At 67.0% G+C, this 15,708-nt stretch carries 16 protein-coding genes; 9 read left to right on the top strand and 7 right to left on the bottom strand.

From position 1 onward, the window contains the following. Positions 1-172: 172 nt before the first annotated feature. Together G9465_RS09525 and G9465_RS09520 are read right to left on the bottom strand one after the other, a co-directional pair. Entirely contained in the window at positions 173-1,186 is a 1,014-nt protein-coding gene (locus G9465_RS09525) for a phosphotransferase family protein (RefSeq protein WP_166969339.1), read from the bottom strand. An 82-nt stretch (positions 1,187-1,268) separates the two neighbouring features. Then, on the bottom strand, positions 1,269-2,681 hold the full coding sequence (locus G9465_RS09520) for a sulfatase-like hydrolase/transferase (protein WP_166969337.1): 1,413 nt from the start codon (positions 2,679-2,681) through the stop codon (positions 1,269-1,271). Between the two features lie 104 nt (positions 2,682-2,785). On the opposite strand from G9465_RS09520, the gene G9465_RS09515 reads away from it, so the two are divergent. Both G9465_RS09515 and G9465_RS09510 read left to right on the top strand, forming a co-directional pair. Next, positions 2,786-3,943 (top strand): dihydropteroate synthase, encoded by a 1,158-nt coding sequence (locus tag G9465_RS09515; protein ID WP_166969335.1) that lies wholly within the window; start codon positions 2,786-2,788, stop codon positions 3,941-3,943. Between the two features lie 161 nt (positions 3,944-4,104). After that, positions 4,105-4,965 (top strand): M48 family metallopeptidase, encoded by an 861-nt coding sequence (locus G9465_RS09510; protein WP_166969333.1) that lies wholly within the window; start codon positions 4,105-4,107, stop codon positions 4,963-4,965. Between the two features lie 18 nt (positions 4,966-4,983). Here G9465_RS09510 and G9465_RS09505 read toward each other — a convergent pair whose 3' ends face one another. Next, positions 4,984-5,664, bottom strand: coding sequence for a haloacid dehalogenase type II (locus G9465_RS09505; protein ID WP_166969331.1), 681 nt, complete (start codon positions 5,662-5,664; stop codon positions 4,984-4,986). A gap of 115 nt (positions 5,665-5,779) precedes the next feature. Between G9465_RS09505 and G9465_RS09500 the strand changes: the two genes are divergently transcribed. Both G9465_RS09500 and G9465_RS09495 read left to right on the top strand, forming a co-directional pair. Beyond that, positions 5,780-5,926, top strand: a complete 147-nt coding sequence (locus G9465_RS09500; protein ID WP_166969329.1) for a hypothetical protein — start codon at positions 5,780-5,782, stop codon at positions 5,924-5,926. After that, positions 5,923-6,921, top strand: a complete 999-nt coding sequence (locus G9465_RS09495) for a TIGR04024 family LLM class F420-dependent oxidoreductase (RefSeq protein WP_166969327.1) — start codon at positions 5,923-5,925, stop codon at positions 6,919-6,921. Before G9465_RS09500 ends, G9465_RS09495 begins: the two co-directional genes overlap by 4 nt. Before the next feature lie 8 nt (positions 6,922-6,929). On the opposite strand, the gene G9465_RS09490 is transcribed toward G9465_RS09495, so the two are convergent. Next, positions 6,930-7,625 (bottom strand): 6-hydroxymethylpterin diphosphokinase MptE-like protein, encoded by a 696-nt coding sequence (locus G9465_RS09490; RefSeq protein WP_166969325.1) that lies wholly within the window; start codon positions 7,623-7,625, stop codon positions 6,930-6,932. 214 nt (positions 7,626-7,839) lie between these two features. Here G9465_RS09490 and G9465_RS09485 point away from each other — a divergent pair, with 214 nt between their 5' ends. The 4 genes from G9465_RS09485 (at position 7,840) to G9465_RS09470 (ending at position 11,329) form a co-directional block, all read left to right on the top strand. Then, entirely contained in the window at positions 7,840-9,306 is a 1,467-nt protein-coding gene (locus G9465_RS09485; RefSeq protein WP_166969323.1) for a trehalose-6-phosphate synthase, read from the top strand. Positions 9,307-9,442: 136 nt separating this feature from the next. Next, positions 9,443-10,015, top strand: a complete 573-nt coding sequence (locus G9465_RS09480; RefSeq protein WP_166969321.1) for a DoxX family membrane protein — start codon at positions 9,443-9,445, stop codon at positions 10,013-10,015. A 46-nt stretch (positions 10,016-10,061) separates the two neighbouring features. Further along, a complete protein-coding gene (locus G9465_RS09475) occupies positions 10,062-10,586 on the top strand; it encodes a hypothetical protein (protein ID WP_166969319.1) in 525 nt (174 codons plus the stop codon). Then, positions 10,583-11,329 (top strand): RNA methyltransferase, encoded by a 747-nt coding sequence (locus G9465_RS09470; RefSeq protein WP_166969317.1) that lies wholly within the window; start codon positions 10,583-10,585, stop codon positions 11,327-11,329. Before G9465_RS09475 ends, G9465_RS09470 begins: the two co-directional genes overlap by 4 nt. Before the next feature lies 1 nt (position 11,330). Here the strand turns inward: G9465_RS09470 and G9465_RS09465 are convergent, their stop codons facing one another. The 3 genes from G9465_RS09465 to gatE form a co-directional block, all read right to left on the bottom strand. Beyond that, the gene (locus G9465_RS09465) at positions 11,331-12,470 is read right to left on the bottom strand and encodes a DICT sensory domain-containing protein (protein WP_166969315.1); all 1,140 of its coding nucleotides are present in this window, start codon (positions 12,468-12,470) and stop codon (positions 11,331-11,333) included. An 86-nt stretch (positions 12,471-12,556) separates the two neighbouring features. Further along, positions 12,557-12,727: a hypothetical protein gene (locus G9465_RS09460; protein WP_166969313.1), complete on the bottom strand. Its 171-nt coding sequence runs from the start codon at positions 12,725-12,727 to the stop codon at positions 12,557-12,559. Positions 12,728-12,862: 135 nt separating this feature from the next. Beyond that, the gene (gene gatE, locus G9465_RS09455) at positions 12,863-14,737 is read right to left on the bottom strand and encodes a Glu-tRNA(Gln) amidotransferase subunit GatE (protein ID WP_166969311.1); all 1,875 of its coding nucleotides are present in this window, start codon (positions 14,735-14,737) and stop codon (positions 12,863-12,865) included. Positions 14,738-14,818: 81 nt separating this feature from the next. Between gatE and G9465_RS09450 the strand changes: the two genes are divergently transcribed. Beyond that, on the top strand, positions 14,819-15,607 hold the full coding sequence (locus G9465_RS09450; RefSeq protein ID WP_166969309.1) for a hypothetical protein: 789 nt from the start codon (positions 14,819-14,821) through the stop codon (positions 15,605-15,607). Positions 15,608-15,708: the final 101 nt, after the last annotated feature.

Below are 15,708 nucleotides of genomic sequence, written 5' to 3'. Positions count from 1 at the left end.
ATAGGTCGGCTTCCGTATAGCTACGGATTAAAACTACTGAAATTTGTTCCCAACTCACTTCTGAACGCTGCTTTGGCGTGTTCGAAGTATGTCCGTCGGCCGCACCGTCCCACACGGCCTGTGTAGGTCGGCGGTCGCCGGGACCGCCCTACGAGTGGAAAAGCGGGGCGAGTCAGGACGGAATCGTCTCGATGAGACGCTCGAACTGCTGGCGGTACTGTGCCTCGGCACGGGCCTGTGCGAGGCCCGATTCCTCGGCGAAGGCGGCGTCGAACCCGGCCATCCGCCACAGCAGCGTCGAGAGCTGATAGAGGGGACGTCGGTTCTCGTATCCCTCCTCGAACGTCATCGGCCGCTGTGAGCGATAGCCCTCGTGGAACGCCGAGCGGAGCGTCTCGCGTATCTCCGGGTCGCGAAACGAGGAGTCGACAAAGAGAAACTCCGTCTGTGCGAGGTTGTATTCCGGTAAGGCCGCCAGTACGTCCTGCCAGTCGAGGACGGCCGTGATAGGGGCTTTGGCCTCGGCGTCGAACATGAGGTTCGCCGGCCGGAAGTCGTCGTGGACGAGTCTCGGGACGCCGTCCTCTGGGACGACGTCTAGCGCTGGCTCGATGCGCGTCGTCGCACGGTCGGCGACGTCGGCGAACCGAGTATCGTCCAGCCGCGAGAGGTGGGTCCGGGTGAGCTGTTCGAAGTACTCGCGCCAGCTCCCCATCCAGTCGCGGACGATGAGCCGACCGTCGTGCAAGTCGAGGCGGCCGAAGGCCTCGAACCCGATTTCGGAGTGCATATCTCCGAGAATCGTACCCGCCTGTCGAAGGATTCGGGAGCGGTGGTCGGTCGAGAGCCCTGCGAACTCCTCGGCGAGGTTCTCGCCGTGGACGCGTTCGGTGACGAAGTACGGTGGGACGTCGACGGTCGGGTCGCGCTTGAACACGAGGATTCGCGGAACCGGCACGTCAGTCCGGTTCGCGACGTACTCGTGGAGTTTCGGTTCGACGTCGAACGGCACGTCGCCCGGCGGTTTGAACTTCACCACCACCTCGTACTCCTCGCCGGCGTGCGAGAGCGTCACCAGGTAGACGTCGCTCTGGTGGCCACCACCCGGAGTCTCGAACGAGAACCCGTCGTAGTCGGGACCGGACTCGTCGAGAACCGCCTCGATGTCTCGTTCCGGCGTCGACACACTGAGCGGCTAAGCGGGAGGGCTAAATAAAACTGTCAGTCGCCTCGTCGCGCCGACCGCCCGTCCAGAGTCGAGGTGTGACTCACCGATAGCCCAGTTGTTCGAGGTGCCGGACAGTGTCGTCGTCGACGGTCGCCGCCGCAGTCCCGTCGACCGCGCCTCGCTTGGCGGACTCGATTGCGGTCTCGAAGGGCGGGTCGGTGTCGGCGGCCGGGAGGCCGTCTCGCCGTCCGACCCTCGACTGCCAACTTGGTCGGTCGGCGTCGAGGGTGTACCGTCGCGTCTCGCCGGTCGCGTCCCACACGGTCTTCGTGCCGTCCTCGTAGACGCACCGCACCGCGCGGTCCCACCGGGGGTCATCGGGCGGGTCGTCCCACGTCGGCGTGCGTCCGAGGACTTCAGCGGCGACCCGGTCGGCCGTCACGTCGCGGAGTTCGTCGACGGTGAGGCCGGAGACGAACGCACCGAGACGACGAAGCGGGAGGTGACGGCCAGCGTTCAGCGACGGCACGGCGCCGTCGGTCGGTGGATTCACCACGGCGAACGGGACGTGCAACAGCCCCTCGGTGAGGCTGCTGGTGTGGTCGAGGAGACCCCTGTCGGCCGGATACGCGAGGTTGTGACCGTGGTCGCTCGTGACCACGACGGTGGTCTCTCGGTCCGTCTCCGCGACGACCGAATCGACGAAATCGGCCACGATGCGGTCGAGATAGCGGACCCGTGCGTCGTAGATGGCTCTGAGGGAGTCGACGTCGTCGGCGTACGGCCCCATGTCCTCGGCCGTGTTGACGGCCCACGTATCCAGCCGTCGGTCCGACCACCGTCTGGAGACCCCGTGGTCGGCCATCCCCCGCCAGTGCCAGTAGGGGGCGTGTGCGTCCATGACGTTCGCGAAACAGACGACCGGCGCCTCGCGGTCGACGACCGCTCGGCGCGCGCGTTCGAGTACGGCGGTGCCGCCGTTGTCAGTGGGGGCGGGGACGGGCAACCCCTGCAGACGAGGGCGGTCGAGCATCGCCGAACGGACCCGGTCGGCGGCGACGTTGGTCAGTTCGCCGAGTGGTCGGTCACCGGTGACTGCGGCACGGACCGCAGTCAGCGTTCCGTCGGCATCCCACGCGGGGTTCCGTGCGTCGGGGACCACGCACCCCCCGGGAACGAACACCGTCTCGTCGAAGAACCGGTCGATGCCGAACGCATCGCTCACCCACCGGTTCGCGCTGATACAGGCGGTGTGGTACGCGTCCGGGAGGTCGCCGAGGAACGTCTCACTCGGCCCGACGCCGTCGTAGTGTCGAGCGTGCGTGTGGACGCCGTGCTGGTGGGGTAACTCGCCGGTGAACAGGCTGGCGTGGCTCGGGACGCTCCACGCGCTGGGTGCCCGACAGCCACCGTGGACCAGGGCGGCCCGGTCGCGTATCCTGTCGGCGTGGACGCAGAAGCTGTCGGCACGGACCGTATCGAGACACAGGACGACGACGTTTCGCTGGGCCATCGTGACGAGAGCGGGTTGTGTGTCGTTAGGACTGCCCGCAAAAATACGTATCGTGCCCCGACGGAAGTGGAGGGTCTATGTACACGCAGTCCTCAGTCCCGGCCATGCGCACGGTCGACATCGACGGCCTCCCGGTGGGGGACGGTCACCCGACGCGAGTCATGAGCGTGTTGAACATGAGTTCGAACTCGGGGTACAAGCCGAGCGTCTATCTCGACCCGGCCGAGGCCGCCGAGGCCATCGAGAACACGCTCGTCCCCGCCGGGGCCGACATCGTCGACGTCGGCCTCCAGTCGGCCAACCCGAAGTACGAGTCTAAACCCGTCGAGAAGGAACTGGACCGACTGGAGGAGGTCGCGCCCCTCGTCGACGAACTAGACGCCGACGTGCCGCTCTCGCTGGAGACGCGGTACGCCGAGGTGGCCGAGGCAGCCATCGGCTACGGGTTCGACCTCATCAACGACGTCTGTGGCTTCGCGGACCCGGAGATGAAGTCGGTCGTCGAGGCCCACGACATGCCGGTCGTGAAGATGGCGAGTCCGCCGGACCTCGCCGCGCCCGGCGCGTTGAAGACGATGGACGAACTGTTCGAGGCCCTCCAGCGTGACGGCTTCACGGACCAGACCATCATCGACCCGGCCTTCGGTGGGTGGTACGACGGCAAGGAGTTCGAGGACAACTGGGAGCTGTTCCGCCGCCTGCGGGAGTTTCGCGCGTTCGGCCGGCCGATGCTCACTGCGACCAACCGCGAGGACTTCCTCGGTGACCTCGCCGGGCGACCGGAGACGGAGGACCAACTGGCCGTCAGCCTCGCCGCGGCGACGATGGAGGTCGAACGCGGGTCCCACATCATCCGGACACACGACACGAAAGAGACACACGACGTCGTGAAGGTGGCCGACGCACTGGGCGACGAGCGGACCGTCCGACCGGAGACGGAACCGGGGCCGACCGTCGCCGAACTGACCGACGTGACCGTGCGAGAGGTCGAGCGCAACCAGTCGCTCGGCGAGACGCTGGCTGGCGACACCGAGGACGGTGCGACGCTGACGTTCCTGCTCGGTGACCTCGCCGGAGACGAGGCTGCGAGCGTCCGTGCCGTCGCGGACGTCGTCGACGTGGTACTGGTCGAGAAGTCAAACGGCGCGCTGTATCTCGGCGGGTCGGCGGCCGCCGTGAAAGTCGTCGCCGACAGTCTGGCCGAGGACGGCCACCGCGAACTGGCGGGCGGGATTCGAACCTCGCTCTCGCGGCGGGTTTGAACCAGCGCGGGCCACCTATCGTTATTGTGTCGGAGAACGCTCAGGTTCGGTATGGACCGGACTGCAGCGTGGGGACTGCGGATTCGGATGCTCGTGATACTGCTCGTCCTCGGGTGCGTGGTGCTCGCCCTGCCCGTTCTCGCCCTACTGGCGGGGTCTTCGTGACTATCCCGGTGTTTCTCTTGGTCGCGTTCGCCGTCGACACCGTGACGTCTCTCACCGCGATACCGAGCGCACTGTGGGTGGCTGGCTTCGTCCTCGGGACCGTCGTATCGACCGTCGTCATCCTCCGAGACGTGTGGCGTCTGTCTGTGCGTCCCGGCGAGTCGGTGGTCGACGACTTGGAGACGGAACCCGCCCGTCCGGAACTGGTGCGGACCGTCGAGCGACTCGCACAGCAGGTCGACTGCCGGCCACCGACGGTCCGGGTGACCGACGTGGCCATCGGTGGAGCCATGACGGTCGGTACGCGCCCCTCGGCGTCGACGCTCGTCCTCTCCCGTCGGGCGGTCGACACGCTCGCCGATGGGGAACTGCGGGCGGTCGTCGCCCACGAACTCGCGCACCTCTCGAACCGTGACGCCGCCGTGTTGACGCTCGCCTCGAAACCGCTGGTCGTGCAGTCGACCGACGAGGGCGACGAGTCGACCCGGCTCTGGGGCGCGACGGTCAGCGAACTGCTGGTCGCGTGGCTCTCGCGGACCCGCGAACTCGCGGCCGACCGAGGTGCCGTCGGAGCGACCGGCGACCCGGCGGCGCTAGCTAGCGCACTGGAGGCGCTCGACGACGGGGCCGAGGCGCCGGACGAGGACCTACGGACCACCACGCAGGCGGCGTTCGGCATCGTCCCGCCCGACGACGAGCGGACGGTGGGCTACGACCCGTCGTGGCCCCGCGAGCCCCTGTTCTGGTCCGTCCGAAAGCCGATTCGGAAGGCGCGCGCCGCGCTCGGGGCGACCCACCCCCGCACCGAGGACCGCATCGAACGCCTCCGAGAGATGGCCGAGTCCGCGGAGCAGTAGTCCGGGCGTGGCACGGCGTTACGCCAGTTCGTCCACGAGGTCGTGGAACGACCCGATGGTCAGGTCGGGATCGCCGGCGAAAGCGTCCCACGGGCCGTCGTCGCGGTTCACCCACACGCCCTGCATCCCGGCGTGCATCGCGCCGTAGACGTCGAAGTAGCCAGCGGTGACGTGGGCGATTTCGTCGATGGGCGTTCCCGTGCGCGCGGCGGCGTGGCGGTACAGTTCGGCGTCGGGTTTGAACGTCCCAATCTCGTCGGCGCTGACCGTATCCTCGACGAGGCCGCCGATGCCGGCGTGGTCGACCATCGAGTCCAGCATCTCCGGATTGCCGTTCGAGACCACGTAGAGGTCGTAGTCGGCGTCGTACAGGCGGTTCATCCCCTCACGCACGTCGTCGAACACGTCGAGTTCGTGGTAGACGGCCAGAATCTCGTCGCGGTCCTCGGCCGAGATGTCGACGCCGTGGGCGTCCAGCGCGTACTGGAGAGCGTCGCGGTTCATCTCGTAGAACGGCTTGTAGGCGTCGACGGCGTTGGCGATGAACGTGTAGGCGAGCGACCGCGAGCGCCAGAGCCGCGAGACTGGCTGCGGGTCCGGAACTCGCTCACTGAGCGCCTTTTCGGCGGCCTCGACGTCGACGATGGTGCTGTACGAGTCGAACGTTATCGTCGTGACGCGGCCGGGGTCGAACGTCATAGCACCCCATTGGTGGGCCGGACGGAAAAGAACGGCCGGCCCATTGAACTCCGTTTGCACACCGCGACCCCGACGCGCCTGTGGGTTTATGCCACGCCCGCTCGCAGTCCGGGCTATGCCGGACAGGTTCGGCGTCGGCGGGTCAACGGTAGTCACCGGCGCGTCGAAGGGGATCGGACGGCCCGTCGCCGCCTCGTTCGTCACCGGCCAGACGCTGACCGCGCGCGGCCTGCCGCCAACAGAGGAGACACCCGACCGATGACAGTCAGAGACATCTACCTGCCAGTCGCCGCACAGCCCTCCGTCGACGCGCTCGTCGGGATGAGCCAACTCGCCGAAGACGCCGGCTACGAACGCGTCTGGCTCCCTGAGACGTGGGGCCGGGATGCCGTCACGACACTGACGAGTATCGCCGAACACACCGACGGCGTGGGCATCGGCACGTCGGTGATGAACGTCTACTCCCGGTCGCCGGCGCTCATCGGGCAGACGGCCGTCACCTTACAGGAAGTGTCCGAGGGCCGCCTTCGGATGGGCGTCGGACCGTCCGGCCCCATCGTCATCGAGGGGTGGCACGGCGTCGACTTCGAGCGACCGCTCCGCCGGACACGAGAGACCATCGAGGTCGTCAAGCAGGTTCTCGACGGCGAGACAGTGAATTACGACGGCGACATCTTCCAGTTGTCCGGGTTCCGCCTGCGCTGTGACCCGCCGGACCCCGTCCCCCCAGTCGACGCCGGCGGCCTCGGCCCGAAGTCCGTCGAACTCGCCGGCCGGTTCGCCGACGGGTGGCACGCCCTCCTGATGACCAGAGCAGGGTTGAGAGACCGACTGGAAGACTTCGAGCGCGGGACGGCCCTCGGAGACAGGAACCGCGAGGACCAGCGTGTGACGCTCTCACTGCCCTGCTGTGCGCTCGACGACCGGGAGCGGGCCCGGGACCTGACCCGTCAACACGTCGCGTTCTACATCGGCGGCATGGGCACCTACTACCGGGACGCGCTGGCGAGACAGGGGTACGAGGACACGGCGTACGAGGTGGCCGAGAAGTGGGCCTCCGGCGAACAGGCGGCCGCCACCGACGCCATCGGCGACGACCTGTTGGATGCGATCGCCGTCGCCGGGACCCCCGAGGAGTGTCGGGAGCAGATCGGACAGTTCGAGTCGCTGTCCGGCGTCGACGCACTCAACGTCTCGTTCCCGCGAGCGGCCGAGCGAGACGACATCGAGGCCACTATCGACGTGCTGGCGCCCTGAGTCTGCCGTCACCGCGGACTGACGACCGGTGTAATCGAGTCTCGGCGGCCGTCGAGGACGTCGAACCGTTCGCCACGTCGGAGTTCGAGCCAGTGGAGGAGGCGTTCCGCCCACTGGAGTTTCCGTCGTTTCTCCGGGTTCACGTCCGGGTCGTCGAAGTCCCACCCGACGAACCGGAGCGAGTCGGCACCGAAGTGGTCGGCGAAGAAGGCCGCCCGGTCCCCGTCGGTGAACCCACCGAAATTGTGGACGGTATCGGTGGGTGCAGCCTGTGTCGTCGGGACGACGAAGGCGGGGTCGTACGTCGGGACGTGGTCCTCGACCGCAGGGACGTTGTCGCCGTGTGCGTGGACGAGGACGGGAGTCGCCGATTCCGTGAACTCGCGTGCGGTCTCGGGGTTCTTATCGAGGTCAGTCACCATGCAGTCGACGGCGACACCCACCGCTCGTAGTCGGTCGGCGGCCGTCGAGGCGGCAAGCACCACGTCGGCGTCGGCGGCCCGGTCGGCCCCACTCTCCAGCGAAGGGCCGGCCCCGGCGATAGCTACCGCCTTCGACCCGAGGGCGAGAGTCGCCGGTCGGTAGGTCTCGCTGTCGGAGAGCAACGCGTCGAGTCTGTCACGGGCCCGTTCGTCGCCGGCACGACCGTAGCCAAAGTCCGTGAGGATGGCGGTGTAGACGGGTTCCCAGGTGTCGAAGTCCATAGCTGTCGCTATCAGTTCGGTACCAGATAAACCGGATTGAGCCGAAATGGCACGTCCGTGTACCCCTACCCGGGTGCCCTTTCGGCTTTCACTCAAGTCTTCTGACGCCTCCGGTATAAGCTTTCTCTTACTCCCACCTGTAACGCACGAACGTCCCGGGTTATTACCAGTCCACGACAGTCTAAAGGCGGAGACGCATCTACTATAGCGGAAGATGGATGAGTCGAGTGCCGATACGCTCCCGGACTCACTGGTAGTCGTCTCGAACCGTCAGCCCTACAGCCACGAGTGGGTGGCTGGCCCCGTCGACGGTCCCGTCGAGGACGACGACGTGACCGTCACGGAAGCGACCGGCGGCGTCACGAGCGCACTCGACCCGCTGATGCGGGCCCGCGGCGGGACGTGGGTGGCCTGGGCCAGCGGCGGGGCGGACATGGCCGTCGCCGATGACGGTATCGTTCCCGTGCCGCCCGGCGAGGAGTCTTACCGCCTGAAACGCGTCCCGCTGTCGGACGAGGCCATCGACGGATACTACCACGGCTACTCGAATCAGGTCCTCTGGCCGCTCTGTCACGAGGACACCGGCCGGATGTGGGGCGAACCCGCCTTCTGGGAGCAGTACTGTGCGGTCAACGACCGCTTTGCCGACGCCGTCAGGACCGTGACAGACGCCGACGAACTCGTCTGGTTTCAGGACTACCACCTCGCTCTCGCCCCCCGAACGGTACGCGAGGCGCGACCAGACGCGACGCTCCATCACTTCTGGCACATCCCGTGGCCGGCGCCGTCGGTGTTCGAACACTGCCCGCACGCCGAACGACTCCTCGATGGGTTGCTGGCGTGTGACGCCGTCGGCTTCCACACGGCGGTGTTCGCCTCGCGATTCCGCCGTTGTGTGGAGGCGACGCTGCCAGAGGCGACAGTCGACGAGGATTCGGGCGTGGTCCACTACGACGGGGCGTCCACCCACGTCGTCGCGAATCCGCTCGGTATCGACGTCGACGGCGTCAGGAAGCGGGCCAAAGCAGCGGACACCGCGGCGGTCAGGCGGCGCGTCCTCGGCGAGACGGTCCCGGACCCGTCGATTCCGGTCGTACTGGGGGTCGAACGCCTCGATTATTCGAAGGGGATTCCGGAACGCATCGCCGCACTCGACCACCTCTGGGAACGGCGCCCGGACCTCAGGGGGGCGTTCACCTACGTCCAGAAGGCCAGTCGGACCCGGGAGGGTATCGCCACGTACCGACGGTACCGACAGGACGTCGTGTCGGAGATACAGCGTGTCAACGACGTCTACGCCACCGACGACTGGCAACCGATAGCGTACACGGAGCGGCAACTCAGTACGGAGACGCTCGACGGCCTCTACCGGGTGGCCGACGTGGCGCTCGTGACGCCACACCGAGACGGCATGAACCTCGTCGCACACGAGTACCCCACCGCCTGCGTCGACGGCGACGGCGCACTCGTCCTGAGCGAACTCGCCGGGGCGGCGACCCAACTCGACGGCGCGCTCACCGTCAACCCCCACGACATCGCCGGTATCGCGGATGCACTGGAACGAGCGCTCGAACTCGACCCCGACGAGCGTCGGGACCGACTCGAACGGTTACAGGAGAGCGTCGCGGCCCTCGACAGTCGCCACTGGGTCGAGCGACAGTTCGCCGCCGGTCCAGACTGACCCCAGCCGGACAACGGTGTGTTTCGGCGTATTCGCGCGGTAGAGATCCCTTTATGCCGAATTATTCGAGCGTTCGATTCCCAGCCTTCGGGAATGTCCCCATAGATATATCTCATATTAAAGTATACTATTAGACATGAGTACGAGACAGACACTTCAATCGGAGATACTCGGCCGGGACGTCACCTTCGACTACTCGGAGACGTGGGTCGGCTACTCGCTGTTCCTCCTCCGCATCGTGATGGGCTGGACGCTGTTTCAGGGCGGTGTGACGAAGCTCGTCACCTACCTCGACGGCAACCCGGAGAACAACTGGACCGCGGCGGGCTTCCTCGCCAACGCCATCCCCGAGGGGAACCCCTTCACCGGGATGTTCGCCGCGATGGCCGGGAACCCCGCCATCGACTGGTTGAACATGCTGGGCCTGACGCTGGCTGGTTTAGCGTTGCTCCTCGGGGCGTTCGTCCGGTTCGCCGCGTTCTGGGGCGCCGTGATGATGCTGTTCTACTGGCTCGCGTCGCTGCAGGGCGGCCTGCTTGCGGGCCTGCCGGTAGCCCACGGCTGGGTCGTCGACGACCACATCGTCTACGCCGTCCTGCTGTTCGGCCTCGGCGCGTTCGGTGCCGGTCGCATCCTCGGGTTGGACAGCTACCTCGAAGACATGTCGCTCATCGATAACAACCAGTGGCTCCGTTACGTCCTCGGATAAGAGTCACACCGCGCTCTTTTAGTCTCGCTGCCGACTACGGCGGCGTATGGCCAAGGTCAACATCGGACTCCGCGGGTGGCGGTTCGACGAGGACGTACTGAACGACGAGGGCAAAGTGCGACCGCTGAAGACGCTGGAACCCGAGGTGCGCCAGCGCATCCTCGTGCTGGCCGACCGGGTCGTCGACCCGTGTGACGCCTGCTGGCTCGTCCACGGCGAGGAGAACGTCGAGGAGTGCAACGTCGCCGAAGTCATCTACGGCGAACCCCGCGGGTCGGTCGTCCTCTGTTCGGTCCACGAACCTGACTTCCTCTACTGGTTTCGCGAATCCGGCGGCGACGCCTACGCCGGCGAACTCGAACTCCGCGATGCGTTCTACGAGTGGTTCGACGACGGGAACCGGGCCCCCGACGACTACGAGGGCCTCGACCACGTCGAGGAGGACCCCACGGCGCTCCCGGACGCCCCGGACGCCTCAGAGGCCGTCCCGGGCCTACAGGAGGAAGTCGACGAACTCGACGACGAGGACCTCGAAGCGATCGAGACGGACCTCAGCGACCTCGACGTATGATCGCCGTCGCCGTCGTCGACGCCGAGACGCCGGGCAACGTCGGCACCATCGCTCGCTCGATGAAGAACTTCGGCCTCTCGGAGTTACTGCTCGTGGACCCGCCGGAACTGGACCCGGACGGCGAAGCGTACGGCTTTGCCGGACAGGCCCGAGAAGACATCCTCCCGGAGGCTCGTGAGGTCACGTTCGACTACCTCGTGGAGAACTACCACACCGTGGCCTGCACCGCGACGACGAACGAGGACGCCTCCAACCACGTCCGCTACCCCGCGAAGACGCCGTCGGAACTCGCCGACTCGCTCGCCGGCGTCGACAGCGACACCTGCCTCGTCTTCGGCCGCGAGCGGGTGGGCCTGACGAACGACGAACTCGCTCGGCTGGACGAACTCTGTTCGATTCCGGCCGCTGCCGACTACCCCGTGTTGAACCTCGGACAGGCCGCCACTATCGTGCTGTACGAACTCCGGTCGGTGACGGTCGAACGCGACCAGCACCCCGAGGAGCTACACGCTCGGGCCGACGAGCGAGCCCTCGAAGGCCTTCACGGCGAGTTCGAGACGTTCCTCGACGCCATCGGTCACCCGGCGGAGAAGCAGGCGAAGACCCAACGGATGTTCCGCCGCTTACTGGGGCGGGCCCATCCGACGGGACGGGAGACGCGGACACTCCGAGGCCTGTTCCGCCGGGCCAGACAGCGTATCGACCGGGCCGCCGCCGAGTCCGACCCCGAAAACGAGACGTGAGTCAGTCGGTCGCCGGTTGGCGCTCCCGTCCCGCCGAGGGGTCGCCGTACGTCTCCGTGAGGTAGGCGTCGGTACGCCGGACGAAGTCACTGTCGTACGTCCAGACCCCCTCGTATTGCCCGCCGCCGTCTCGCTCGACGGCGAGCACGGCGGCCTGCTGCTGGGGGTCACCGTCGCCGTCGAAGACGACGAACCACGACTCCGATAGTTCGCTCGCCTCGCCACTGTGGACGGTCACGCCGGGGAGCGACGCGTCAGTGTCGTCCACGCCGTAGACGTGGACGTCGAGTCCGCTGTCGGCCAGACGCTCGTAGATGCGGGCGCTCTCTGGGTCACCGGTCAGCCGGGAGAGGTACTGGAATCCGGCGTGGAGACGGCCGCGGCCGACTCTGTTTGCCAGCAGTTCGATGGTGTGACTCACGTCGGCGAGGAGGGTCTTGTCCGCCGCGGCGGCGCCGAAGACGGACCGGTCCAGTTTGGCCAACAGGTCGCTCGTCTGTCGTTCGGTGAACGCGTCGTCCTCGTCGGTCTGGATGTCGATAGCCGCGGCCAGCGCCGCCACCGACTCGCTTCCTAGCAAGTCGTCGCCGTGGTGTAAGAGGGCGATAGAACGCGGTTCGGCCACGTCGAGCGACGCGTCTCGAACGGTGACGCCGTGCCGGTCGAAGTACCGCTCGACCGACTCGAGCGCCTCGGCCGCCCCCTCGTAGTTACAGACCGTAAGCGTCGGGACGTCCGCGCGGACCGAGTCCAGTACGGAGCGAAGCGACTCGGGGACTGCTCCGTCTGTCGGGTGGGTCCGAGCCGACCGGTCGGTCGGGTCGAACGGCGTCCACGGCGTCGGTTCGGGTTCGACGCCCAGAACCCGGAGTTCGGCCCCGCCCTCGTCTTCCCGTACCTCGACGACGCCGTCGGCGAACGAGCGGAGTCGCTGGAGGTGTTCGGGGTCCATCGTGTCAGAGTGTACGACGACGAACCCGATGCCGTCGGCCTCGCCGATACGGTTCGTGACGACGTGCAGGAACCGGACGACCTGTTCGGGCGACGCGTAGAGCGACATCGTCGTCAGCGAAAAGAGTCCGAACCGAATCCGGGTCGAGTGGTCCGTGTACAGGTCCTCCAGCAACCGCGTCAGCTCCATCCCGATGCCCGTCAGATCGGCGGGAGAGCCGACGCGACCGTCGAGCGGCGCCAGTCCGCTCGCCCCGTGTGTACCACTAACGCAATCTACGACGCCGAGCGGCAGCTTCTCCGGTGACCGACCGACCGACCGACGGCGTCCGCGAGCGACTCGCGGACGTCCTCGGCGCTGGTGTCCGTCGAGACGACGGCGGCCGCCTCACCGTGGTCGAATCCGTCGGCGAGGAGTCGGGTTACGAGGGAGCGCTTGCCCGTCATCGGCGGCCCACGACGAGCAGGGTCGACCCCGGGTCCAGATACTCGACGGGGAGGTGATCCCCGATATCGTACATACTGTTCGTACAGGCGAGCGGGATAGAAGTGTACCGGCCCACCTATCAACGCGTCGGCATCTCAGGCCCGCTTCTGTATCTCTTCGCGCAACACGTCACTGACCGTGTCGCCGTCGGCCTTCCCGCGCAGGGCACCCATGCACTCGCCCATGAGCGCGGAGAACGCACCCATTCCCTCCTCGGCGACCTGTTCCTCGTGGCGTTCGACTACGTCGGCGACGGCCGAACGGACCTCGTCCTCGTCGACGCCTCCGAGGTCTTCCTGTTCGATGGCTTCCTCGGCGGTGAGCGACGGGTCCGCTGCGAGCGCCGTCAACAGGTCCTCGATACCCTCGCGAGGCACCTCACCGCTGTCGACCAGAACGAGCGTCGCACGAAGGTGTTCGTCGGTGAGCGCCGCGACCGGCACGTCGTCACGGCGCAGTTCGGTCAGCGTGGATTCGAGGGTCCCCGCGGCGAGCGTCGGGTCGACCCCGTCGGCGACGACAGCCTCGAACAGCGGCCAGCGCTGGCCGTAGGCGACTTGCTCGGCCAGTCCCGAGTCCAGTCCGAACTCGCTCTCGTAGCGAGCGACCTTCTCCGTGAGCAGTTCCGGCGTCTCGATTTCGGTCACATCCGGCTCGACCGGCGGCACGTCCGTCTCGGGATACATCCGTGCCGCACCGGGGAGCGGACGGAGGTAGCGGGAGGTGCCGTCTTCGAGCGCGTCGCGCGTCTCCTCGGGGACGCCCTCTAGTGCCGTCTCCGCTCGCTCGACGACGGCGTCGATGGCGAGTTCGGCCGTCTCGGGGTCGTCGGCCACGAGCGCCACGGCGTCCTCCGGACCGGCACCGACCGCCTCGCGGAGCGCTTCGACCTCCGCTTCGGTGACGCCGTAGGCGGGCAGTTCGTCCGTGTGGAAGATGCCGCCCGCGCCGTGTCGCTTGGCGTGGTCGGAGAACTCCGTCCCCAGCCGTCGGTCGGGCTGAATCTCACGACCGACGAGGCCGTCGAACCCTTCCAGGAGGACCGCCTGCACGCGCCCCCCGCTGTCGAGTGCGCCAGCGATGACGCCGGAGTCGGTGTCCTCGAACGTCTCTGTCACGTCCGTCGGGTCGCCGACGGCCGCGTCTCGCTCGGTGAGTTCCTCGGCGATGTCGACGAGTTCGACCTGTCGCCGGACCTCGTTTCGGACGAGGTCGTCGATGTCGTCGAGGCTCTGGACGCCCTTGAGTTCGATGCGGGCCCCCTCGGCGATGGAGACGTTGACGTCCTGCCGGATGGTGCCGAGACCACGTTTTACCTTCCCCGTCGAGCGAAGCAACATCCCGATTCGCTCCGCGGCCTCGCGGGCCTGTTCAGGGGAACTGATGTCTGGCTTGGTGCCGATTTCGACGAGCGGGATACCGAGACGGTCGAGCGAGAAGCGGACGCCGTCGTCGGTCTCCTCGACGCGCTGGCAGGACTCCTCTTCCAGCAGCATATCCTCGATACCGACCGGGCCGTCGCTCGTCTCGATTTCGCCGTCGTTGGCGACCAGCATCGAGCGCTGGAACCCGGTGGTGTTCGACCCGTCGACGACGATCTTCCGCATCACGTTGACCTGATCGACGACGTGCATGTCCATGAGCTGGCCGATCTCCATGGCCGTCTCCATGGCCTCGCGGTCGACCCGGTGGGGCGGTTCGTCGTCCTCCTCTACGAGACAGGTCGTGTCGTACGCGAGGTACTCGAACTCCCGGTCGACCATGCTCTCTTCGAGGGCGGCGTCGTCTATCTCGCCGAGTTCGCTCTTCGTCGGGTGGAGATAGCGAGTGAACGAACGCTCGGACGCCTCCGGTTCGCGCAGTTCCGTCGGGCAGTCACAGAACAGTTTCGTGGCCGTGTCCAGTTGCTGGTGAATCTCCAGCCCGGCCACGAGGCCAAGGTCCTCGTAGTCGAAGTCGGCAGCAGTCATAGACGAGTGTCCGGAACCGGGGGGCAAAAAACGCACCCTTCCGGCCCTCGTGCTTTTGTCCGACGCAACCTTGCACCACGTGTGCGTCGGCATCCGCTACTACTCGCCGGTCTGCTCGTCCTGAGTGCGGGGTGTAGCGGTATCGTCGGTCTCGGTGGGAACCCGGACGAGGTCGTCACGCCGGCGCCGGTGCCCGAGTCAGCGACGGACAGGCAGACGAGTTCCGACCCGCCGTCGGGTATCGGCGAGGCCGGTATCGAGCGCGTCCAGACGCTCGCTGCCGGCCACCGGGTGGCCCTCTGGAACCGGTCGTACACGTTCTACGAACGGTACGAAGAGACGACCGAGACGTCGAACGGCACGGTCACGCTCCTCCGGAACGAGGCGACGCGAGTCGCCGGCCCTCGGCGATATCTCCACCGACTGCACCGACAGCGGTACCGGGCCAACGAGACCCTCGGGCAGTACGAGCAGACCGAGTTCGCCGACGGCGAGCGCTGGTACGAACGCCGGGACGACGGAACCGTCACCGAGACGTCGGGCACGCTTCAGTTCACACAGGACCAGTTCGCCGCCGAAGCCGCGTTCTACATCGAGCGGTACGTCACCGTCAGCGAGAGCCAAACGCGACGTGTTCGCTGGAACGGGGCGGAGTGTTTCCGCGTGACCGGGTCGAACGGCACATCCCCCGCTGGACGGGACGTCCAGTCGTACACCGTCTCTCTCGTCGTCGACAGTGACGGGCTGATTCACCGGCTCGACGTTCGGTATCGGACCGAGACGAGGACGGTGCGGTACAGTTTCTGGTACCAGCGCGTCGGTCACACGGACGTCCCCTCGCCGCGGTGGGTCGGTGCCGACGAAGGCTGAGGAACCATCGCTCCAGTCGTCGCCCGCCCCCCATCCTCCACGGCTCCCGATGGTGGCCGTTCGCTATTCGAGGACCGACTCCCGCACTATCGTTCGGTCGT

The sequence above is a fragment of the Haloarcula sp. JP-L23 genome, assembly GCF_011602445.1.
Lineage (GTDB): Archaea > Halobacteriota > Halobacteria > Halobacteriales > Haloarculaceae > Haloarcula > Haloarcula pellucida.
This window is presented reverse-complemented; position numbering and strand designations above follow the sequence as displayed.

Coding starts and splice junctions, on each gene's coding strand:
- G9465_RS09480 (WP_166969321.1), top strand. CDS start 9,443: ATGAGTACGAGACAGACACTTCAATCGGAGATACTCGGCCGGGACGTC.
- G9465_RS09475 (WP_166969319.1), top strand. CDS start 10,062: ATGGCCAAGGTCAACATCGGACTCCGCGGGTGGCGGTTCGACGAGGAC.
- G9465_RS09495 (WP_166969327.1), top strand. CDS start 5,923: ATGACAGTCAGAGACATCTACCTGCCAGTCGCCGCACAGCCCTCCGTC.
- G9465_RS09465 (WP_166969315.1), bottom strand. CDS start 12,470: ATGGAGCTGACGCGGTTGCTGGAGGACCTGTACACGGACCACTCGACC.
- G9465_RS09505 (WP_166969331.1), bottom strand. CDS start 5,664: ATGACGTTCGACCCCGGCCGCGTCACGACGATAACGTTCGACTCGTAC.
- G9465_RS09460 (WP_166969313.1), bottom strand. CDS start 12,727: ATGACGGGCAAGCGCTCCCTCGTAACCCGACTCCTCGCCGACGGATTC.
- G9465_RS09520 (WP_166969337.1), bottom strand. CDS start 2,681: ATGGCCCAGCGAAACGTCGTCGTCCTGTGTCTCGATACGGTCCGTGCC.
- gatE (WP_166969311.1), bottom strand. CDS start 14,737: ATGACTGCTGCCGACTTCGACTACGAGGACCTTGGCCTCGTGGCCGGG.
- G9465_RS09485 (WP_166969323.1), top strand. CDS start 7,840: ATGGATGAGTCGAGTGCCGATACGCTCCCGGACTCACTGGTAGTCGTC.
- G9465_RS09470 (WP_166969317.1), top strand. CDS start 10,583: ATGATCGCCGTCGCCGTCGTCGACGCCGAGACGCCGGGCAACGTCGGC.
- G9465_RS09500 (WP_166969329.1), top strand. CDS start 5,780: ATGCCGGACAGGTTCGGCGTCGGCGGGTCAACGGTAGTCACCGGCGCG.
- G9465_RS09515 (WP_166969335.1), top strand. CDS start 2,786: ATGCGCACGGTCGACATCGACGGCCTCCCGGTGGGGGACGGTCACCCG.
- G9465_RS09490 (WP_166969325.1), bottom strand. CDS start 7,625: ATGGACTTCGACACCTGGGAACCCGTCTACACCGCCATCCTCACGGAC.